General features: G+C 29.9%; 20 protein-coding genes and 1 tRNA gene. 16 read left to right on the plus strand and 5 right to left on the minus strand.

The window, feature by feature from the left end; genetic code table 11:
* The first annotated feature begins 367 nt into the window (after positions 1-367).
* The 5 genes from HALO113_RS06840 (at position 368) to HALO113_RS06860 (ending at position 5750) form a co-directional block, all read left to right on the plus strand.
* Positions 368-1807: a hypothetical protein gene (locus tag HALO113_RS06840; RefSeq protein ID WP_159778310.1), complete on the plus strand. Its 1440-nt coding sequence runs from the start codon at positions 368-370 to the stop codon at positions 1805-1807.
* A 33-nt stretch (positions 1808-1840) separates the two neighbouring features.
* On the plus strand, positions 1841-3766 hold the full coding sequence (locus HALO113_RS06845) for a class I SAM-dependent DNA methyltransferase (RefSeq protein ID WP_159778311.1): 1926 nt from the start codon (positions 1841-1843) through the stop codon (positions 3764-3766).
* A 1-nt stretch (position 3767) separates the two neighbouring features.
* The gene (locus tag HALO113_RS06850; protein ID WP_159778312.1) at positions 3768-4814 is read left to right on the plus strand and encodes a restriction endonuclease subunit S; all 1047 of its coding nucleotides are present in this window, start codon (positions 3768-3770) and stop codon (positions 4812-4814) included.
* A gap of 242 nt (positions 4815-5056) precedes the next feature.
* On the plus strand, positions 5057-5587 hold the full coding sequence (locus HALO113_RS06855; protein WP_159778313.1) for a hypothetical protein: 531 nt from the start codon (positions 5057-5059) through the stop codon (positions 5585-5587).
* A complete protein-coding gene (locus HALO113_RS06860; protein ID WP_159778314.1) occupies positions 5571-5750 on the plus strand; it encodes a hypothetical protein in 180 nt (59 codons plus the stop codon). Before HALO113_RS06855 ends, HALO113_RS06860 begins: the two co-directional genes overlap by 17 nt.
* Before the next feature lie 571 nt (positions 5751-6321).
* On the opposite strand, the gene HALO113_RS06865 is transcribed toward HALO113_RS06860, so the two are convergent.
* Together HALO113_RS06865 and HALO113_RS06870 are read right to left on the minus strand one after the other, a co-directional pair.
* Positions 6322-6939, minus strand: a complete 618-nt coding sequence (locus tag HALO113_RS06865; RefSeq protein ID WP_159778315.1) for a recombinase family protein — start codon at positions 6937-6939, stop codon at positions 6322-6324.
* Between the two features lie 171 nt (positions 6940-7110).
* Complete coding sequence (locus tag HALO113_RS06870) at positions 7111-7359, minus strand: helix-turn-helix domain-containing protein (RefSeq protein WP_159778316.1); 249 nt, start codon at positions 7357-7359, stop codon at positions 7111-7113.
* Between the two features lie 98 nt (positions 7360-7457).
* Here HALO113_RS06870 and HALO113_RS06875 point away from each other — a divergent pair, with 98 nt between their 5' ends.
* Positions 7458-8048 (plus strand): SHOCT domain-containing protein, encoded by a 591-nt coding sequence (locus tag HALO113_RS06875; protein ID WP_159778317.1) that lies wholly within the window; start codon positions 7458-7460, stop codon positions 8046-8048.
* A gap of 156 nt (positions 8049-8204) precedes the next feature.
* Positions 8205-8369: a MerR family transcriptional regulator gene (locus HALO113_RS06880; RefSeq protein ID WP_159778318.1), complete on the plus strand. Its 165-nt coding sequence runs from the start codon at positions 8205-8207 to the stop codon at positions 8367-8369.
* A gap of 114 nt (positions 8370-8483) precedes the next feature.
* On the opposite strand, the gene HALO113_RS06885 is transcribed toward HALO113_RS06880, so the two are convergent.
* A tRNA-Phe gene (locus HALO113_RS06885) sits at positions 8484-8556 on the minus strand.
* Positions 8557-8676: 120 nt separating this feature from the next.
* On the opposite strand from HALO113_RS06885, the gene HALO113_RS06890 reads away from it, so the two are divergent.
* The 9 genes from HALO113_RS06890 to aat all read left to right on the plus strand — a co-directional run bounded on the left by HALO113_RS06890 (position 8677) and on the right by aat (position 18688).
* Entirely contained in the window at positions 8677-9414 is a 738-nt protein-coding gene (locus tag HALO113_RS06890) for a type III pantothenate kinase (RefSeq protein WP_159778319.1), read from the plus strand.
* Positions 9407-10660 carry a hypothetical protein gene (locus tag HALO113_RS06895; protein ID WP_159778320.1) on the plus strand — a complete coding sequence of 418 codons (1254 nt, stop codon included), beginning with the start codon at positions 9407-9409 and terminating at the stop codon, positions 10658-10660. Before HALO113_RS06890 ends, HALO113_RS06895 begins: the two co-directional genes overlap by 8 nt.
* A gap of 22 nt (positions 10661-10682) precedes the next feature.
* Positions 10683-12053, plus strand: a complete 1371-nt coding sequence (locus tag HALO113_RS06900; protein ID WP_159778321.1) for a lipopolysaccharide assembly protein LapB — start codon at positions 10683-10685, stop codon at positions 12051-12053.
* 1 nt (position 12054) lies between these two features.
* Entirely contained in the window at positions 12055-12618 is a 564-nt protein-coding gene (lptC, locus tag HALO113_RS06905) for an LPS export ABC transporter periplasmic protein LptC (RefSeq protein ID WP_159778322.1), read from the plus strand.
* A gap of 237 nt (positions 12619-12855) precedes the next feature.
* Complete coding sequence (locus HALO113_RS06910) at positions 12856-14124, plus strand: hemolysin family protein (protein WP_159778323.1); 1269 nt, start codon at positions 12856-12858, stop codon at positions 14122-14124.
* Positions 14125-14221: 97 nt separating this feature from the next.
* Complete coding sequence (locus tag HALO113_RS06915) at positions 14222-16315, plus strand: peptidylprolyl isomerase (protein ID WP_159778324.1); 2094 nt, start codon at positions 14222-14224, stop codon at positions 16313-16315.
* A 371-nt stretch (positions 16316-16686) separates the two neighbouring features.
* Positions 16687-17562 carry a flavin reductase family protein gene (locus HALO113_RS06920; protein WP_159778325.1) on the plus strand — a complete coding sequence of 292 codons (876 nt, stop codon included), beginning with the start codon at positions 16687-16689 and terminating at the stop codon, positions 17560-17562.
* A gap of 11 nt (positions 17563-17573) precedes the next feature.
* A complete protein-coding gene (locus tag HALO113_RS06925; protein ID WP_140999188.1) occupies positions 17574-17951 on the plus strand; it encodes a DUF3127 domain-containing protein in 378 nt (125 codons plus the stop codon).
* Between the two features lie 80 nt (positions 17952-18031).
* Positions 18032-18688 (plus strand): leucyl/phenylalanyl-tRNA--protein transferase, encoded by a 657-nt coding sequence (aat, locus tag HALO113_RS06930; RefSeq protein ID WP_159778326.1) that lies wholly within the window; start codon positions 18032-18034, stop codon positions 18686-18688.
* Here aat and HALO113_RS06935 read toward each other — a convergent pair.
* Complete coding sequence (locus tag HALO113_RS06935) at positions 18677-19387, minus strand: HesA/MoeB/ThiF family protein (RefSeq protein WP_159778327.1); 711 nt, start codon at positions 19385-19387, stop codon at positions 18677-18679. The two genes, aat and HALO113_RS06935, sit on opposite strands and share 12 nt — an antisense overlap.
* Positions 19388-19434: 47 nt before the next feature.
* Positions 19435-20571 (minus strand): 2-iminoacetate synthase ThiH, encoded by a 1137-nt coding sequence (thiH, locus tag HALO113_RS06940; protein ID WP_159778328.1) that lies wholly within the window; start codon positions 20569-20571, stop codon positions 19435-19437.
* Between the last annotated feature and the right edge of the window lie 25 nt (positions 20572-20596).

Below are 20596 nucleotides of genomic sequence, written 5' to 3' on the forward strand. Positions count from 1 at the left end.
TATTGAATGAAAACGTTAGGAGCTACGCATTCTAAGAAAAAATAAGTAAAAATAAGTAAAAATATAAAATAATCAACAAACAAACTTATACCTATTTATGTATGGATTTTTGGTTTTTTGTGCCATAAATTCTACCGTTAAATAAAAATCCCTTGAAAATCATTATATTTTCAAGGGATTTAATTTTTTAAAGTGGTACCTCCAGAAATACACTACTAAAGTTTCATTTGGTTACAAAAAACTACAACAAGTATCATTTACAGCTTGTTACATAAGGGTTTGAAAAATTACAAGTTTCAAATAATTTCAAATAATTTCGTTTTATATTACAAAATTACGCCGTAAATTACGCCGTTATTTTTGATGTATGAAAAATATAAAAATAAGATACTACTTAGAACCGAAGGCAAAAATCGTAGAAGAAAGAACTAAGCTAGAACTAATAATGGCAGAAATCAACTACGGTTATGCTGAAATTAATAAGAGCGGAAAAAAAAGACATAAACCTGCGCGGTTTTCGTTACAAGAAAGTATTAAGCCGTCCAATTTTGGAAAACCAGAAACAAATTTCAAATTTGATGACGCTGTTTTCAAAAAGGCAAATAAAAATAATGCTACGGTAAGGAATAGAATATTGAATTTTGAAACTGCTCTGAACGAAATAGCTAGTAGTCACATTATAGCAAATACGTTGCCTACTCCAACTGAATTAAAAAAAAGTTTGGCTGAACGTTTACGAACTGAAGTGATACAAGAACCAAAAGATGATATACTAAGCTATTTGTATCGTAAAATTGAAAAAGAAAAAGCCGATAGTGAAAAGTCAAAAAAGAACAGTAAAAGAGAAAACACTATTAAAACTTATGCTACTGTTAGTCACTTATTAGAAAAGTATCAAATAGCAACTGGAGAAACATTACTATTTGAATCGTTGGATGAAGCTAAATACTGGAAAATTTGGGATACGCTGGATGATATATTAAAAGGGGATGTAGAAGTTTACAATCCGAATCAACCTAAAAAGCAAAGAAAACAAAGTTACGGTTATTTAGTTTCAAGTATAAGAAAACATCAGCGAACACTATTAACAACTTTGAAAGAAGCTATGGAAGACGGTAACAAAATAGCTTTAGACGTTTATAATAAAAATTTGATGTTAAAAAATGTTGAGGCTTCAAAAGATTTTTACATAGAGATTGACGAATTAAAAAAGATTATATCTACAGATGTTTCTTTTGACAGCAAATTACAAATTGCTAAAGAATATATAATTATTGCATGTTTATCAGGAATGCGTTTTGAAAGCATGTATGAAGCTCAAAAGTCTAAATTACAACATTGTAATGATGTAGGCTATAATTTTAGTTATATACATAGTAAACAAAACAAAACCTCAACAGAAGTTTATGTTCCTTTACTAAAACCAGTTCAAGAAATTGTTAATTTGAAAGACGGTTTTCCAATTATACCAAAAAACGCAATAATTAATAAGCATTTGAAAAAACTTTTCAAGCACTTAAAATTTAATAAATTGGTAGAGGTAAAAAAGGTAACGTATAGAAATGGAATTTTAACTTCAAAAAAACCAATAAGCGATTTAATAAGTACACATGACTGCAAAGGGACGTTTTATACTAATTTGTATTCATTGAATATATCCGAAAGAGTTATAGATAATATAACGCATCCTGATAAAAAACCAAAAAATGCGATGGCTCGAGTTTACAATAAAACATCGATGCTATCTAAGGCAAAAATGTTTGTTGATGAGGTTTCTAAGGCTAGTTCTGATGTTTACACCTTTTAGTTTATATTTGCATAACTCTAACCATTATTTACCATGAGTAAAAAAGAAAAAAACCTTGATATTTTTATAAGTAAACTCTTAGATAATGCTAAAATTAAGTATAGTGCTGATGGAAGCAGTATAAAAGAAATTAATGATGCTTTAAAAACTGCATCAAAAAAAGGGACAGGTAGAGTTGGCTTCCCTGAGTTTGTTGGAATTTCAAATGATTTTATTATTGTTATTGAAGATAAAGCTGAATTAGATAAACAAGCAAATTATTCTGATGAAGATGAAACTAAATTAGCGACTGATGTAAAGTCATTAAAAGATTTTGCAGAAAATGGAGCATTACACTATGGTAAACATATCGTTGAAAATACTAATTTTAAAAGAATATTTGCTTTTGGTTGTTCTGGAGATGAAAAGCACCATATTATTCGCCCTATCTTTATAGATCAAAATGGTTATAAACTTTTAAAACCAGTTGAAAATTTTGAAAACTTTTCTACAGAAAATATTGAAAAATATTATAAAGAACAGGTTTTAGAAGAAACACCAGCAGAGATTTTAGAAAAAGATGCCTTAATTGCTAAGGCAAAAGAGTTACACGAATTTTTAAGAAATTACGGACAGCTAGGTGATGATGAAAAACCTTTAGTGGTTTCTGCAATTTTGTTAGCATTAAGCGATCCTAACTTTAAAACTGAAAATCTAACAGGTGATACAGTTAGAACAGATGGGCAGAAAATATTTTCTGCTATAGAAGATTATATGAAGCGTGTTGAAGTTACGCCTGACACCAAAAAAGAAAAAGTTTTAAATCAGTTTAATATAATAAAAGATAGAACCCTACTAAATCAGGTAGATGATAGACTGAAAAACAAAAATCAGAAGGAGGAATTAGCTAAAACACCATTAAAATTTTTTACCGAATTTGTTGAGAAAAATATTTTAGCTTCGGTTAAAGCCAATACAAGTGAAGACGTATTAGGTTTATTTTATGGTGAATTTATTCGATTTAGTGGTGGAGATGGACAAACTTTAGGGGTTGTTCTTACTCCAAGTCATATAACAGATATTTTTTGTGATTTAATTGATTTAAACTCTAACGATAGAGTTTTTGATCCTTGTTGTGGCACCTCAGCTTTTTTAATTTCTGCATTACACAAAATGTTGAAACAAGTTAAGACTAAAGAAGAGCAAGATAATATCAAAAAAAATCAATTGCACGGAATAGAAATTAGAGAAGATATGTTTTCAATTGCTACTACCAACATGATTTTAAGAGGCGATGGTAAAAGTAATTTAGAAAATAAAGATTTTTTAAAAGTAGCTGTTAGCGATTTACGCAGACAGAATTATTCTGTTGGCTTTATGAACCCTCCTTATTCCCAAGCCAAAGGAAAAGATACAGCACATTTATCAGAAATTCATTTTATCGAGCATTTGTTAGATGGGTTGGCTGATAATGGGCGTTGTGTAATTATTATACCGCAATCTACTATGGTGGGTAAAACTTCCGAAGATAAAAAAGTAAAAAAACGTATTCTTTCAAAACACACTTTAGAAGGAGTTATTACTCTTAACAAAGAAACTTTTTATGGTGTGGGTACAAACCCTTGTATTGCAATTTTTACAGCACACAAGCCACATTCAGAAAAGAAATTTTGTAAATTCATAAATTATGAAGATGATGGTTTCGTAATTCGTAAACATGTTGGATTGGTTGAAACGGAAAGAGCGAAAGAGCGAAAAGCACATTTACTTAATTGTTGGTTACACGATGCTCCAGCTGAAACTAAATTTATGGTAAAAACTACAATAGATCCAGAGGATGAATGGTTACATTCGTTTTACTATTTTAATGATGAAATACCTAAAGTTGAGGATTTTGAAAATACTATAGCAGATTATCTTACTTTTGAGTTTAATATGATGATGCAAGGAAAAAGTTATTTGTTTGAAAATACTAAATAATATGAATTTAGATATTAAAAGCGTTAAGTGGAAAGAATTTTTGATTAGTGAAATATTCGATATAACTGGAACAGTAACAACCCATCCAAGTTTATTGAAAAAAGGAGGCACAACACCAAGAATAACATGTGCAGCTACTAATAATGGTTTTGATAACACTTATAAGAATGCCCCGACAGAAAAAGGAGGTGTAATAACTATTGATTCTGCTACAGTTGGTTATGTTAGTTATCAGCCATATGATTTTATTGCAACTGATCACGTTGAAAAGATTACACTCAAGAATCAAAAAATAATTAACAAATATCTGGGGGCTTTTTTAGTTGGAGCAATTAGCTCTGCTACATTAAATAAATATGGTTATGGTTATAAATTTTCTCAAACACGTATAGCTAAACAAAAAATTTTATTGCCTGTAAATGTAAAGAAAGAGCCTGATTTTGAATTTATGGAATTTTTCATAAAACAAAAAGAGCAAGAAAAATTTCAAGAATACCAAAATTATTTGAAGAGAAAACTAAAAGAGTTAAAAGGCTATAAAGAAGTTCCATCTATTGATAAAAAAGAATGGGCAGAATTTTATTTAAAAGAAATTTTTAATGAAATTCAAAGAGGAAAACGTTTAAAGAAAGCAGATCACAAGAAAGGTAAAATTCCTTATGTTTCTTCAACAGGACTTAATAATGGAGTTGATGGTTATGTGGGGAATAAAGAAAAGGTTAGAGTTTTTTCAAACTGTTTAACTATAGCAAATAGTGGTAGTGTAGGAGCCTGTTTTTATCAGCCTTTTGAATTTGTTGCAAGTGACCATGTAACTCAATTAAAAAATGATGCTTTTAGCCCATATACGTATAAATTCATTTCTTCTATTATTAAAAGATTGGGAGTAAAATACAGTTTCAATCGAGAAATGAACGATACAAGAATAAAAAAGGAGAAAATTATGTTACCTACGAATAAACTAGGAGAACCTGATTACGAATACATGGAGAACTACATAAAACATCTAGAATACATTAAGTTAAAGGAGTATTTGAATTTTAAATAGAAAATTATAAACAGTTTAAAAACCAGTAATAAAAAAATTACTGGTTTTTTTATGCTTAATGCTTTCCTTTTTTTGATTTGTTATTATGTTCTAATTATAGCAATTGAAAATTATTTTCAACTTTTTTGAAGTTTTCTGGCTTTTTGGAATTTTCCAACTATTTATTTAGAAATAAGGATACATACAGGGAATTAGGGATGTTTTCTAATAGGTATGGTTATATAATTAAAAAAGATAAAAGTATGATAACAAATGATTATTTGAGAGTTGCAGAGGTAGCAAAGGAAAAAAACATAACAACTAGAACAGTTAGAAATAAAATTAAAAAGTTAATTGGTGTTGTGGGTGATAACAAAATTATAAGAGAGAGTAATGAAGAATACAGAATTCATAAGTCTATTATAAATATGTTTGAACCTGAGAGAGTTCATCAAATAAAGTATTCTGCAATTACAATTGATCCGATTTTCAAATATACAGTTGAAGATTTGAAAAAAATTATGGATTGGATTATGGAGTTAATTAATGAAGATGAGGTAGAGATAAATTACAGCATCGAACAAAAAAAAGCAAATGGTAATAATCATTTGCATATCTATACGGAGAAATCCGTAAGCACTAAGTTTCTGAAGTGTGCAAAGTTTGCTATTCCTAAAATGAGTTATCACATCGCTGAAGTTTATGATTTAGAGGGATGGAAATCTTACATGCAAAAGGAAACCGATATAATAAAGTTGTTAAAAAAAAATGAAAAAAATGAAAAAAACAATTGAGATTAATGATTTAAAAAAAAATCAAAAACTAAGAAAAAAACTGGTTAATTATTGTTTATTAATGTACGAGCAAAATGCAATAATTCAAGATGATTACTTGATAATGGAGTACAATTGGTTGTCTAAAAATAATAAATTAGAAGATTTATTTAATGTAAAGTAATGGAACCGTTTCCGCTTATTAATTCATTCTTTTTTAAGTCAAAAAAGTATATAACCAGCATGTTATGTGTGAAATTTCTGGTATTTTTTTGTCTTTTAAACAGGTTTAATAACACGTTAATAATCAATGAGTTATTGATTTTACTATGTGTTTGATAGAGTAATGTTGAAAAAAGTTGCTTTGTCAATGAATTTTGAGAGATTTTAAAATTTTTTTTAGAAAAAATATGCAAAATACTGAGATAGAAGGTAAAATTCAGGTTCTACAAAAAGAAATTTCTGTAACAACAGATCCAGTTAAAAAATCAATTTTGCAAAAAGAATTGCAAATATTAAATTTTAGAAAACAAATTGATTTTTGTAAGAATAAAATAAAGCAAATTAGAAATAGTATGTAAAATGAAAGAGTTTAAGGTTAAAATTTGGGTAGGTGGTCGCCGTTCGGAGGTTAATGTTAAGGCGACTAATGGAACTAGTGCGATGAGTGTAGCAAAACGCTTGTTTCCTGATGCCCGAGTGATTACAGCACAGCAGTTAAAATAATAAATCCCGAAGCAATTCGGGATTTTTTTTTAAGCTACTAATTTTCTTATTTTTTGAATAGTTCCGTTTGACTTTCCTGTCAGCTTCATCGTATTTCTAACACTTTGCCCTTGTTTAAGGAACTTCACTACATCGGCATGTTCTTTTAGGAGTTGATTATTGTCCTTAGTTGAGCCTTCTTTTCTGCCAAGTTTACCACCATCTCTGATAAATTTCTCACGACCGCTATTCAATCGCTCTTTTATCATTGAAAGTTCTAAACTCGCAAAAGTTGAAGCAATACTTAACATAGTTTGAACCATACCGTTAATTTCTCCTGATGGTAAAAGTGTATGTAGTTTAAAGTTGTCGATTATGATGTTAATCTTGTTTTCGTTGCATTTTTCTAAGAATAAGGCAAACGAAGAAATTTTACGAGAAATTCTTGAAATTTCGATTGCAATAATATGCTTAACATTGTGTTTGATGGCATAATCCAAAATTTCAGCATTAACTTCATCATTTTTCGTTCCACTTTTATAGTAAGTGAATTCCTTTACGATTTCGTATTGACTAGAATATGTTGAGGTTAATTGTTCCGATTGACGGTAAACGTCCTGACGATTTTCGTTTGTTGAACAACGGCTAATAATGATTGCTTTCTCCATGGCTTATAAATTAAAATAGTTTATGTTTATATGTATATCAAAAATAATAAATAAAATTTATTATACAAAATAAATCAAAGAATAAAAATGATACAAAAAAGTGTACTAATTAAAGTTATTATAGATTTAAAATGATACACTTTAAGGAGTGATACAATATTTAAGTAGTTTTTATTCTGGTAAATCTATTTCTTTAAAAAATTCTGCTAAACTTACTTTTAAAAGTTTGCAAATTTTGATTAGGGTTTTAATTTCAAAATTAACTCCTTGTTCTAATCTCCAGTATGCGGATCTACTCATTTCTAAGTCATAAGCTATATGTTCATAGTTTTTATAACCTTTTTCTTTACGCAGAGATTTTAATCGGTTTGCAATTGCAATATATTCTGGTTCCTTTTGTGGACTTGATTTTTTTTCCATAATCAAATCTCAAAATTTTGTAGTTTATGAGGTACTCTAAAATATAGTGTACTATATATTAGAATTTTTATATTTTTGTCTTAATCAAATTTTAAAAAATGGTAGTTAGAAAAATTAATTTCGGGAATGGTTACATTAATGTTACTGAAGATACAGTTTCATATTATTTAGGCAATAGTCACCAATCAATTGATCGTAAATGTATTGGTACAATAAAGTCAAATAAAAAAACTTTTTTACTCAAAAATTCATGGACTTATTCTCTAAGAATCGTATTCTTTGGTGTTATCGCTTTAATTTTTAGTTTAATTACAAGTATTAGTTTTTTGACTTATGTTGGAATAGCGATATGTGTTTATGGCTTTTTGGCTTATTTAATTTTTATTTTATTTAGTATGCTTGGTATGCATCAAATTTCAAATTTTTTAATCGAAATTATTTTTGGGGTAAGAGGATATGAGGTAATGATTGAAAATACTTGTGGAGGTAAAAATATTTTATTCAATATACATAAAGAAGACAAAAACAAAGTTAATTCAATTGAACAATACAGATTAGATAAAACAATTATTGAAGATAAAAAAGATAACCCTTTAGAAGAGTTGGAAAAATTATCCGAACTCTTTAACAAAGGAATTTTAACAGAAGAAGAATTTAATGCTAAGAAGAAAATACTTTTGAATCTTTAAAAGTTAAAACTTGGGTTTGTCAAAATATTAAAGTATTTTTGTTAGGGTCTGTTGTCTTTATGAAATGTATGCAAGGTTTTTGAATTAACAACAGAATATTACCTGAAACTATTTCAGATGCAATAATGTACTTGCATAAGCTAATTTCTTAATTGTATGAATTCATTACTAAATAGTAAGCAAGTAATGGAATTATTAAACATTAAAAGTGAAACTACTCTAATTAAGTACGAACGTGAAGGAATAATTAAAGTAGCTCGTAGGTTTGGTAATCAAAAAAGATATTCTTTTAAACATATTCAAAAAATATTAGGAGAATGAAAAAGGGAGCGAAGGCTCCTTTTTTAGTACATGGAAATTACGCCGTAAATTACACAGTTAAAAGAAAAAACCCTTGATAATCATTTGAAAATCAAGGGTTTGTAAAATTTAAAGTGGTACCTCCAGGAATCGAACCAGGGACACACGGATTTTCAGTCCGTTGCTCTACCAACTGAGCTAAGGTACCTTTTGTATTCGGAAGAATTACTTCCTGAATGCGGGTGCAAATATAGAACCCTTTTTGTAATTTCCAAAACATTTTTTTAAAAAAATCAATTTGTATATTTGTCAATTCAAAAAATAAAAGATGCTTTTAACTATCGATATTGGAAATACAAGAATTAAATGTGCTGTTTTTGAACAAAATACGCTTCTTGAAAAATTTGTTTTTGACGAAAATGAAGCTTTAATTTTTTTTAAAAAAATTTTTAAAAAATTTAATAAAATCACTTTTTCTATCTCCTCTTCGGTCGGAAAATTAGAAAAAGAGTGTTTCGATTTCATAGAAAAGCACTCTAAATTAATTGTTATATCACATACAACATCATTCCCATTTAAAAATTTGTACGCTACACCTACGACCTTAGGAATTGACCGTATGGTTTTAGTTGCTGGTGCTTGCCTAACATTAAATGATAAAAATTGTCTAATTATTGATGCTGGCACCTGTATCACTTATGATTTTATGGATTCAAATAAAAATTATTATGGTGGTGCAATATCTCCTGGATTAAAACTAAGATATAAAGCCTTGCACAATTACACGGCAAAATTACCGTTATTAGATAAAGAAGAAGTAGATTATTTTATTGGCAGTTCTACAAATGAGGCAATACATTCTGGTGTAATAAATGGTGTGGTTTATGAAATTGAAGGTTTTATATCACAATATTTTCATAAATATCAACATTTAACAATAATTTTAACAGGTGGAGACGCAGATTTTTTGGCTAAAAGATTAAAAAGCACCATATTTGCCAATTCAAATTTTTTATTAGAAAGTTTGAATCAATTATTTAATTATGTACAAATAAAAAATGATTAAAAAATTTATAGTTTGTTTAACACTATTAAGTGGTGTTTTGGCTTTTTCTCAAAGGAATACTTATTCCCCATATTCTTATTATGGTTTAGGTGAAGTTAAATTTAGAGGCACTCAGAATGCTCGTGCTATGGGAGGTTTGGGGATTGAAGGAGATAGCATAAGTCTTAACTTGTTGAATCCTGCTTCCTATTCGCACTTAAAATTAACCTCTTTCGCTGTGGGAGCAACTACCTCATTTGCTAACTTAATTAATGAATCTAACACAAGTAAAGCAAAAAGTACTAACTTAGATTATTTAGCGATTGGAATTCCCATGGGTAAATTTGGAGCTTCATTTGGCTTAATACCTTACAGTGCAGTGGGATATAATGTTTCTAATGTAGGCGAAGATGAGTTTGGAAATCAAACCATAAAAACTTATACAGGTACAGGAAATATAAACCGTTTTTTTGCAGGTGTATCTTATTCAATTAACAAAGATTTAAGCATTGGTGCCGATTTTCAATATAATTTTGGAAATATTGAGACTCAAACTATAGAAGGCATATCAACAGTTCAGCTCTTAACCAGAGAGAAAAATTCATCTCAGATTTCAGGAACCTCATTTAATTTTGGAGCTCTTTACAATAAGAAAATTTCTGATAAATACCATCTTTATACAAGTTTGACATATTCTCCTGAAGCAAATTTAACTTCTAAAAATCAGAGAAATCTTGCAACAGTTGGCTATACCGCAAATGGAGCTGAAGTGATTTATAACAATCCACTTGATATACCTGTTGGCAATACAACTCAAACTATCCCTTCAAAATTTGCTTTTGGACTTGGTGTTGGTGAGAAAAACAAATGGATGATTGGTTCAGAAATAACTTTTAGAAACACTAGCTCTTTAACTAATAGATTTGAAGATTATACTTCTGGGACTTATGAAAATTCACAAAAGTACAGCATAGGCGGTTATTATATTCCTAAGTACGATTCTTTTTCAAGTTACTTAGAAAGAGTGGTTTACAGAGCGGGATTTAGATATGAAAATACAGGCTTAATTGTAAAAGAAAAAAGTATTAAAGATTATGGCATGAATTTTGGATTTGGATTACCACTTGGTTATTCAAAAATCGATTTGGGTTTAGAATACGGAGTAAGAGGAACCAAATACAATAATCTTATTAGAGAAAATTACTTTAATATTAGTGTAGGGTTATCATTAAGTGATAAATGGTTTAAAAAACGTAAAATAGATTAATAATTTTTAGAATAATTATAAAATGAGAACTAAATTATCTTTGTTATTTGTAGTTGCTGCAGGATTTTTTGTTAATGCTCAAAACAACGAAGCTTGTACGGAAACATTAAGTTTAATGGCTTCATCTGTAAAAGCAAAAGACCCATCTGGATATGAATATTTGACAACTTTAAGAAAAGATTGTCCCTCTTTTGATAAAAGAGTATACTCTTATGGTGAATTTGCAATTAAACAAAAAATTGATCAAACTTCAGGTGCTGAAAAAGAAAAATATGTGCGTGATTTAATGAAATTTTATGATGAAAATTATAAATATTTCCCTTCTGAAGGTGTTGGAGCTGATATGAAAAAAGGTTTGGCTTTATTTAATTATAAGTTAGGAACAAAAGAAGAGATTTTCGGTCTTTTCGATAAAGCTTTTACTTCTGATAAAGCAAACTTTGATTCTACAAGAGGTTTATATGCTTACTTTGAAATTTTCGTAAAAGATTACGAAGCAGGTAATAAAGGTATTGAATTACAACAAGTATTTGATAAATATGATGATATTTTAGAAAAACTAAATGAATTAGAAAAACAATATTCTGAAGAAAAAGATATTTTAATCTCTAAAGAAGAATCTGGACAAACATTAGACAGTAAAGAAGCTAAAGCTAAAAGCAGAGTGGAAGCTAATTTAGAAGATATTGCAACTGTAACTTCAAGTATGGATGCTATTATTGTGCAATTATCTACTTGTGATAAGTTAATTCCTTTCTATCAAAAATCGTTTGAACAAAACAAAACAAACAAAGTTTGGTTATTAAGAGCTGCTGATCGTTTAGAAGCGAAAGAATGTGATAGCGATCCGTTATTCTCAAAAATCTCTGAAGCCCTTTTAAAAGTTGATCCTAGTGCAGCAGCCTATGAAAAACAAGGAATTGTAGAATACCAAAAGAAAAATACGGCTAAAGCTGTTGAATATTTAAACCAAGCAGCAGAAATGTATACAGATAACACTAAAAAAGCGAATGTGTACATGAAAATTGCTACAATTTATTCAAAATCAAATAAGAGCCAAGCAAGAAATTATGCTAAGAAAACACTTTCTGTAAAACCTTCTTATGGTAAAGCTTATTTATTAATTGCTCAATTATACGGTAGCAGTATTAACGACTGTGGTGGTGATCAATTTGAAAAGAGAGCAATGTATTGGTTAGCTGCAAACTATTGTGATAAAGCAGCTGCTGCAGACTCATCTTTAAAAGCAACGGCTTCTAAAATGGCTGCAGGTTACAGAGCTTCTGCCCCATCAAAAACAGAAATATTCACGCATCCTAGTGGAAATATGTCTGGAAAGAGAATTGCTTTCAACTGTTGGGTTGGCGAAAGTGTAACAGTTCCTTCATTGTAAAATGAACAAAAGAAAAATAAATAAATTACTTAATATAGTCATGATACTTGGTGTCATGGCTATATTTTTTTCTTGTGAAGGCTCAATAAAAGATGTCCAAAAAATTAAACGATCCTCCTTTTTTCCCAGTGGTGAAGCAGATTCAATTAATTTAAAATACACCGATTCTGGAAAAATAAAATCTGTTTTAAGAAGCAAAAAGATGCTTGATTATAGCAATATTGAAAATGGATTTACTGAATTTCCTGAAGGCGTTTTAGTAACCATGTTTGATGAAAACAATAAAACCACAATCATTGAATCGAATTATGCTATATCTTACAAAAAGACAGATATAATTGATTTACAAGGCAATGTAGTTATTACTTCTCATGATGGAAAAAAATTAGAAACTGAACAATTGTATTTTGATCAAAAAAACGAATGGTTTTTTACTGAAAAGCATTTTAAATATTCCGATGGGACTGGTGGTTTCTTACAAGGCCCAGGTGTTGATTTTAGCAAAGATTTTAAAATCTTTAATATGCAAACAACCAATGGGGAAATTAATAATGTAGAGGAGTAATATGTTTTGTTATTGAATAATTTAGTATTTTTGAAGAAAATTATTAAGATGAAATACACTAAATATATTCAATATGTTTACCTTTTATTTGCTGTTTTCTTTATTTATGATGCAATAACAAAATATCTGAATGGCAAAAATTATTTTTTAAGTCTTCTATTCGTTGGATTAGCGATTTTTATGTTTCTATTTAAAAGAAGATTTTATAACAAATACAATAACGGTCAAAAATAACAAATGGAAATAGCCATAATTGTTATTTGTTTATTGCTTTCAGCCTTTTTCTCAGGTATGGAGATTGCTTATGTTTCTTCCAATAAGGTATTCTTATCTATTGAAAAGAAGCAAAACAATTTTAATTCCAAGATTCTATCAAAACTTATAGAAAAGCCGTCTCAATTTATCACCTCCATGTTAGTAGGAAATAATGTGGTATTGGTAATTTATGGAATTTATTCAGGAGACATACTAATGGATTGGATTGGCATGTTAAAATATGAATTTTCCCCATTTGTAAGTTTGCTGATACAAACCATTCTGTCAACAGCAGTTATTTTAATGACAGCAGAGTTCTTACCAAAAGTATTTTTTCAAATCTATGCTAATTCCTTTATAAAATTATTTGCTGCCCCAGCATATTTGTTTTATTTATTGTTTTATTGGGTTTCAAAATTTATAATTTGGATTTCAGATTTTATATTGAAACGATTTTTTAAAACGGATGGAGATCAAGTACAAGATTATTTTAGTAAAGTAGAGCTTGGAAATTACATTAGTGAACAAATGAATAGTATTTCCGATGAAGATGAAATTGATTCTGAAATACAAATTTTTCAAAATGCTTTAGAGTTTTCTGATCTAAAAGCTAGAGATATTATGACTCCAAGAACTGAAATTTCTGGATTAGATATTCTTGATTCGGTAACTGATTTAAAGGATTTGTTTGTTACTACGGGCTATTCTAAAATTGTAGTATATCAAAACTCTATCGATGATATTATTGGTTATGTACATTCCTTCGAATTGTTTAAAAAACCAAAAACAATAAAATCAGTAATGATTCCTATCGAATATGTGCCAGAGACTATTTATATTAAAGATTTATTAGATATACTCACAAAAAAAAGAAAAAGTATGGCTGTCATACTAGATGAATATGGAGGAACATCGGGTATTGTAACCGTAGAAGATATTATTGAGGAACTTTTTGGAGAAATAGAAGATGAACATGATTTAGATGAAGAATTAATAGATGAAAAGATTGAAGAAGGTGTTTATCTTTTTTCTGCACGATTAGATGTAGAATATATTAATGAGAAATATAATCTTGAAATTCCTGAAAACGATTCTTATAGTACATTAGGTGGGTATATTGTTCACAACACGAAAGAAATACCGCAAAACAAAGAAAAAATTAAGATAGAAAACTTTGAAATAACCATTCATTCTGCCTCAAATAAAAAGATAGAATTGGTTCGACTTTCTATCCTAGAAGAAAAACAATAAAAAAAACATAAAATTTTAATAGAAATTATAACTTTTCTATTTTATTATTAAATAGATAATTGTATTTTCGCCCACTGAATTAAATTAATATATAAAAATGGCAGTTTTAAATAATATTAGAAAACGTTCTGGATTACTTATCATTATTATTGGTCTTGCACTAGTTCTATTCTTACTTCCAGAGTTATTTAAAAATGGTTTTAGCTCAAACGACAATAACGTTGGTGAAGTAAATGGTACTGATATTGTTGCTCAAGATTTTATGAGAAAGACCGCTCAACTTGAAAAGCAAAGTCAACAAGGGCAAATGAGTGCTACTCAAGCAATGAATTCTGTTTGGGAACAAGAAGTGAGAAGCATCATTGTAAAAGAACAAATTGAAAAAATTGGTTTAGGAATTGGTAAAGAACAGTTAATTAATGTTATTAAAGCTAATCCTTATTTCGCTCAAAATCCTCAATTTTTAAATGAGGCAGGTAAATTTGACGAAAATAAATTTAAAGAATTTGTAAAGTCTATTAAAAATGATCCTAATCAAGATCGTTGGGCACAATGGCAAGAATTTGAAAGAGAAGTAGAAAAGTCAACAATTGAACAATTATACTATAACTTGCTAAAAGGTGGTGTTTATACAACCCAAGCAGAAGGAAAATTTAAGCATGTATTAGATACTAAAAAAGTAGATTTTGATTATGTTACCGTTTCATTTGCAACTGTAAATGATGATCAAGTAAAAGTGTCTGACGATGAAATTATGGCTTACATGAAGAAAAATTCAAAAAAATACAAATCAGATAATACAAGAAGTATTGATTATGTATTCTTTGAAAACAAACCTTCAAAAGAAGATGAAAAAGCTTTAGAAACTCAATTTTATGGTTATATTAATGGAAAAGTAGATGGAACAGATACTGTACCGAGTTTTAAAAACATCAAAATTGAAAATGTAGCTCAATTTGTAAATGCTGAATCTGAAACACCTTTCGATTCTACTTATGTTACTAAAAATAATCTTCCTATTGAATTTCAAGAGCAATTATTCAATTTAACTAATGGTGAAGTATTTGGGCCTTATGTAAACAATGGTTACCAATCTTTATCAAGAATGATGGGGAAAAAATCTAATGCAAGTGCAAAAGCAAGTCACATATTATTAGCATATCAAGGAGCTCAAAGCTCATCTGCTACAAGAACTAAAGAAGAAGCTCAGGCTTTAGCGAATAGTTTATTAGCTCAAGCAAAAGCTAATCCAAATGGTTTTGCAGCTCTTGCTCAAGCTAATTCTGATGATCCAGGATCAAAAAATAATGGTGGTGAGTATGACAATATTACTCCTGGCCAAATGGTACCTAAATTTAACGACTTTGTATTCAATAATGGTGTGGGTACTATTGGAGTGGTTGAAACTGATTTTGGTTTCCACGTAATTAAAGTATTAGCTAAATATGATGCAATACAATTGGCAACCATCACTAAGAAAATTGAGCCATCTGAAAAAACAATAGATGGTAATTATGATAAAGCTAGTAATTTTGAAACAGATGCAGCAGGTAAAAACTTTGAAGAAGTTGCTAAAAAAGCAAATGCTACAATTGTACCTGCAACTAACTTAAGACCTTCAGACGAATATGTTCAAGGATTAGGTGCACAAAGAGAAATTGTTCGTTGGGCATTTAATGAAGATACAAATAAAGGAGATATTAAACGTTTTGAAACTGCTAATGGTTTTGTTGTAGCTTCTGTAAAAGACAAAAACGAAACAGGTTTATTAAGTATGGATATCGCTAGACAATCTGTGGGAGCTATCTTAAGAAATGAGAAAAAAGCTGAAATCATCAAAAAGAAAATGAGTGGTGCTTCATTAGAAAATATCGCTAAAGCAACTGGTGGTTCAGTAATTACTATTACAGATGTTGCTTTAGGAAATCCAAGCATTGCAAATATTGGTTCAGAGCCAAAAGTAATAGGAACAGCTTTCAATTTAGAAGCAGGAAAAACTTCTGGATTAGTAGTAGGTAACAGTGGTGTGTTCATGGTGAAAACTAAAAAAATAACCAATGCTCCTGAGACTAAAGATTTCTCTACTTTAGTAAGCCAAAAACAAATGCAGGAAGCAAATTCGGCACAACAAAGAGCTTATCAAGCGTTAAAAGACAAAGCTGATATAACAGATAATAGAGGTAAATTCTAATTTACTATTTAGTTAAAAATAACAAAAGCCCTTGTATCTTTTATACAAGGGCTTTTTTATTAATATTATTTTCAACCCAAGAATTGCTTTATATTTTGTTATAATATCCTAAAACAGGATAAGATGGCTTAAAATCATTTTTTTAATAATAAAAGAACTCTCGTTTGTTTTTTACTTGTTAAAGTATAGTTTAATTTATTTGGGTATTCTTCTCATTAAATTACTGCTCTAAATATTTTTAATTATAAAATTGTTTGTGTGATTATTAATTAAGTAGATTTAATACTTTTCTGTATTTTTAAAGAGTTAGTTCAAAAATCCATTTGGGTTGGTCTTAAAAATATGTAAATTTGTAAAAATCTTAGTTACGAATGATATCCATAAATCCAAAAGACGTTACACCTGCTAAATTACAAGGCTATTTGCAAGGAGCGGTAGCACCTAGACCTATCGCATTTGCAAGTACTATTGATGAAAATGGCAATCCAAATTTATCACCATTTAGTTTTTTTAATGTTTTTAGTGCCAATCCACCGATATTAATTTTTTCTCCAGCAAGAAGAGTACGGGATAATACGATTAAACATACTCTTATTAATGCACATAGTACCAAAGAAGTAGTGATTAATGTGGTAAATTATGATATAGTGCAGCAAATGTCACTTTCAAGCACCGAATATCCTGATGGTGTTAACGAATTTGAAAAAGCGGGTTTAACAATGCTTCAGTCTGATATGGTAAAGCCTTTTCGAGTAGCAGAAAGTCCCGTGCAATTTGAATGCAAAATAAACGAAATTATAGCATTAGGAAATGAAGGTGGAGCTGGAAATTTAGTGATTTGTGAAGTAGTAAAAATACATGTTTCGGAATCGATTTTAGATGCAAATGGAGGTATCGATCAGCATAAAATTGATTTGGTGGCACGATGTGGAGGTAATTGGTATTCAAGAGCCAATAGTGGCTTGTTTGAAGTTGAAAAACCACTTTCAACTATGGGAATTGGAGTAGATGCTATTCCAGAGTTTATTAAGAAAAGTACAGTTTTCTCTGGGAATGATTTAGGAATTTTAGGAAATGTCGAAAGTATTCCAAACGAAGAAGAAATTACTATCTTTGTAAACGAAAATTTCGGAGTAAAAGCCGTTTTGAGTAGTGATGATGAAATCAAAAAACACGAACTTGCCAAGCAATATATTGATAAGAATGAGGTCTTAAGCGCTTGGAAAGTATTATTAGCAAATAAATAAATTTATAAGAAATGGAAGTAACAGGAAGAGTAAAAGTGATTAACCCAGTGCAACAGGTTAGTGCAACATTTAAGAAAAGAGAGTTAGTGGTTACCACAGAAGAACAATATCCACAACATATCATGATTGAGTTTACTCAAGATAAAACAGATTTATTAAATAATTATACACCTGGGGAACAAGTTAAAGTATCTATTAATTTAAGAGGTAGAGAATGGGTAAATCCACAAGGTGAAACTAAATATTTTAATTCTATTCAAGGTTGGAGAATTGAAAAATTACAAGCTGAAGCACCGGTAACTGGGCAAATGCCTCCAATGCCAGCTGCAGATGCTTTTGAACCAGCTACCAATTTTAATGAAGAAGAACACGACGATCTTCCTTTTTAAAAACAATACTATATCAAGTACAAGTCAGAAGTTTTAGTGAACACTATAATTTCTGACTTTTTTAATACTACCTTTTTAACATGCATTTTTTAACAAAAGACATTTATTTTCCACCCGTAGAGGAAGCTTCACCTGAAGGCATATTGGCTGTAGGTGGAGATTTATCCTTAGAGCGTCTTTTGCTAGCTTATAAAAGTGGTATTTTCCCTTGGTTTGAAGAGGATGAACCTATTCTTTGGTGGGCACCTGAGGAACGTATGGTGTTATTTTTTGAAGATTTGAAAATTTCAAAAAGTATGCGAAACGTACTCAATCAAAATAAATTTAAAGTCACATTTAACACGGCTTTTAAAGAAGTGATTTCCAATTGCAAAAAAATAGTTAGAAAAGACCAACCGGGCACTTGGATTACAGATGAGATGGTGGAAGCCTATTGTAAACTACATGAAATAGGAGTGGCTAAAAGTGTCGAAGTATGGTTAGATAAGGAATTAGTAGGTGGTTTATATGGTGTCGATTTAGGGCATATCTTTTGTGGTGAAAGTATGTTTTCCAAAGTTTCCAATGCAAGTAAAGTTGCGTTTATTCATTTGGTAAAGTTTTTGGAACAAAACAACTATCGCATTTTGGATTGCCAAGTCTATAATGATCATTTAGCCTCATTAGGTTGTGTGGAAATCGATAGAGATGATTTTATGATGGTTTTGCAGCATGGTATTTCCAATTTAAAAACGTAGCTTCCTAAATTGCCATTCCAAAGTATTCAACACAATCAATTCATTAGTTAAACAAGGTAAATTGGTAATCACCTTTAAGGTTTCATGAGCCATCATTGTACCAATAATACCTGGTAAAGTACCTAAAACACCATTCAAACTACAATTAGGAACATCTTCTGGATTGGGTGGTTCTGGGAAAATATCCCTTAGGTTTTTACTTCCTTTATGATTGAACACAGCAATTTGTCCTTCAAATTTTAAAATGCTACCATAAACTAATGTTTTTCCTAGTTTTACACATGTATCGTTCACCAAATAACGCGTACTAAAATTGTCACAACCATCTATAATTATATCAAAATTGGAAAGAATGGGTTCACAGTTAGCTATTGTCATTTTTTCATTAAAAACTTTATAGTTTATGTTCGGATTCAACTCTTTCAATAGTTCTAAGGAAATAGTAGCTTTAGGAGAACCAATCTGATTTTCGCGATATAAAATTTGACGGTGTAAATTGGATAATTCAATCACATCAAAATCAACAATACCAATTGTACCTACACCTGATGCTGCCAAATATTGTAGAATAGGGCAACCTATGCCACCAGCTCCAATTACTATTATTTTTGCTTTTTTAATTTTTTCCTGACCTTCGTTTCCTATTTCAGGAAGTTGCATCGGTTTGGTGTAACGTAAATAATCTTGAATAGTAAGCATTTTTCACTCTTAATTTATTGGTTTTTTTATATCGTAATGTTAACACTTTAGACTTTAAGACTTTCTTCTTGATGACTATAGGTTCTATCCCAATCTTTCCAAACTGGTTCGTATCCTTTTTGTTTGATGATAGCAGCGATTACATCAGCCGAACGCTCATCGCTGGTTTCAAATTGTTCCAACGATTGTTTGTCTACACTATAACCTCCAGGATTGGTCTTTGAACCCGCGCTCATAGTAGTTGTTCCAATAGGAATAATATGATTTCTGAAATTCTCATTTTCTCGAGTTGAAATGGAAATTTCTAAATCGGGATTCCAAATACGATAGGCACAGATTAATTGCGTAAGGTCTTTATCATACATGATAAAATTAGGTTCAATAATACCTTCAGCAGGTCTAAGTCGAGGAAAGGATACCGAATATTTAGTTTGCCAATAGGTTTTCTGTAAATAATCGATATGTAAAGCATTAAAGAAACTATCGGTTCGCCAATCTTCCAAACCTAATAACACTCCTAATCCTATTTTATGAATGCCTGCTTTTCCAATACGATCGGGAGTTTCTAAACGAAATTCGAAATTCGACTTTTTCCCTTTCGGATGATAGTGCTTGTACACTTCTTGATGATAGGTTTCTTGGTAAACCAAAACAGTATGCACACCCGCTTGATGTAAACAATGATATTCTGATTCACTAAGTGGCTGTACTTCTACCGAAATAGTTGCAAAGTGTTTTTTAATAATTGCGATGGCATTTAAAAAATAGTGGATGTTAACGGTGTAATTGGCTTCTCCTGTAACTAATAAAACATGATTGAAACCGGCTTCTTTTAAGACTTCAATTTCTGCTTTTATCTCATTATCCGTTAATGTTTTTCTTTTAATCTTGTTGTCCAAACTGAAACCACAATAGGTGCATATATTCTGACATTCGTTGCTTAAATATAAAGGAGCATACATTTGGATGGTTTTTCCAAAGCGCTGTTTGGTTAACAAATGGCATTTTTGAGCCATTATTTCTAAATAATCGGAAGCAGCTGGAGCAATAAGATGCAAAAAATCGGTTAGTGTGCACTTTTCTTTCGAAAGGCTTTTTTCCACATCAGCAGCGGTAGTTTGATATATCTTATTTTGAATGGTTTCCCAATCATACTGTTTGAATATTTCTGTAAAGTTGCTCATCTGTTTTGGTTTAGAATAGATAACG

The organism is Flavobacterium sp. 9AF (genome assembly GCF_902506265.1).
Taxonomy (GTDB): domain Bacteria; phylum Bacteroidota; class Bacteroidia; order Flavobacteriales; family Flavobacteriaceae; genus Flavobacterium.

Excerpts from the sequence above, each read along its gene's own strand:
- HALO113_RS06840 (WP_159778310.1), top strand. The coding sequence starts at position 368 with ATGAAAAATATAAAAATAAGATACTACTTAGAACCGAAGGCAAAAATC.
- HALO113_RS06845 (WP_159778311.1), top strand. The coding sequence starts at position 1,841 with ATGAGTAAAAAAGAAAAAAACCTTGATATTTTTATAAGTAAACTCTTA.
- HALO113_RS06850 (WP_159778312.1), top strand. The coding sequence starts at position 3,768 with ATGAATTTAGATATTAAAAGCGTTAAGTGGAAAGAATTTTTGATTAGT.
- HALO113_RS06855 (WP_159778313.1), top strand. The coding sequence starts at position 5,057 with ATGATAACAAATGATTATTTGAGAGTTGCAGAGGTAGCAAAGGAAAAA.
- HALO113_RS06860 (WP_159778314.1), top strand. The coding sequence starts at position 5,571 with ATGAAAAAAACAATTGAGATTAATGATTTAAAAAAAAATCAAAAACTA.
- HALO113_RS06865 (WP_159778315.1), bottom strand. The coding sequence starts at position 6,939 with ATGGAGAAAGCAATCATTATTAGCCGTTGTTCAACAAACGAAAATCGT.
- HALO113_RS06870 (WP_159778316.1), bottom strand. The coding sequence starts at position 7,359 with ATGGAAAAAAAATCAAGTCCACAAAAGGAACCAGAATATATTGCAATT.
- HALO113_RS06875 (WP_159778317.1), top strand. The coding sequence starts at position 7,458 with ATGGTAGTTAGAAAAATTAATTTCGGGAATGGTTACATTAATGTTACT.
- HALO113_RS06880 (WP_159778318.1), top strand. The coding sequence starts at position 8,205 with ATGAATTCATTACTAAATAGTAAGCAAGTAATGGAATTATTAAACATT.
- HALO113_RS06890 (WP_159778319.1), top strand. The coding sequence starts at position 8,677 with ATGCTTTTAACTATCGATATTGGAAATACAAGAATTAAATGTGCTGTT.
- HALO113_RS06895 (WP_159778320.1), top strand. The coding sequence starts at position 9,407 with ATGATTAAAAAATTTATAGTTTGTTTAACACTATTAAGTGGTGTTTTG.
- HALO113_RS06900 (WP_159778321.1), top strand. The coding sequence starts at position 10,683 with ATGAGAACTAAATTATCTTTGTTATTTGTAGTTGCTGCAGGATTTTTT.
- lptC (WP_159778322.1), top strand. The coding sequence starts at position 12,055 with ATGAACAAAAGAAAAATAAATAAATTACTTAATATAGTCATGATACTT.
- HALO113_RS06910 (WP_159778323.1), top strand. The coding sequence starts at position 12,856 with ATGGAAATAGCCATAATTGTTATTTGTTTATTGCTTTCAGCCTTTTTC.
- HALO113_RS06915 (WP_159778324.1), top strand. The coding sequence starts at position 14,222 with ATGGCAGTTTTAAATAATATTAGAAAACGTTCTGGATTACTTATCATT.
- HALO113_RS06920 (WP_159778325.1), top strand. The coding sequence starts at position 16,687 with ATGATATCCATAAATCCAAAAGACGTTACACCTGCTAAATTACAAGGC.
- HALO113_RS06925 (WP_140999188.1), top strand. The coding sequence starts at position 17,574 with ATGGAAGTAACAGGAAGAGTAAAAGTGATTAACCCAGTGCAACAGGTT.
- aat (WP_159778326.1), top strand. The coding sequence starts at position 18,032 with ATGCATTTTTTAACAAAAGACATTTATTTTCCACCCGTAGAGGAAGCT.
- HALO113_RS06935 (WP_159778327.1), bottom strand. The coding sequence starts at position 19,387 with ATGCTTACTATTCAAGATTATTTACGTTACACCAAACCGATGCAACTT.
- thiH (WP_159778328.1), bottom strand. The coding sequence starts at position 20,571 with ATGAGCAACTTTACAGAAATATTCAAACAGTATGATTGGGAAACCATT.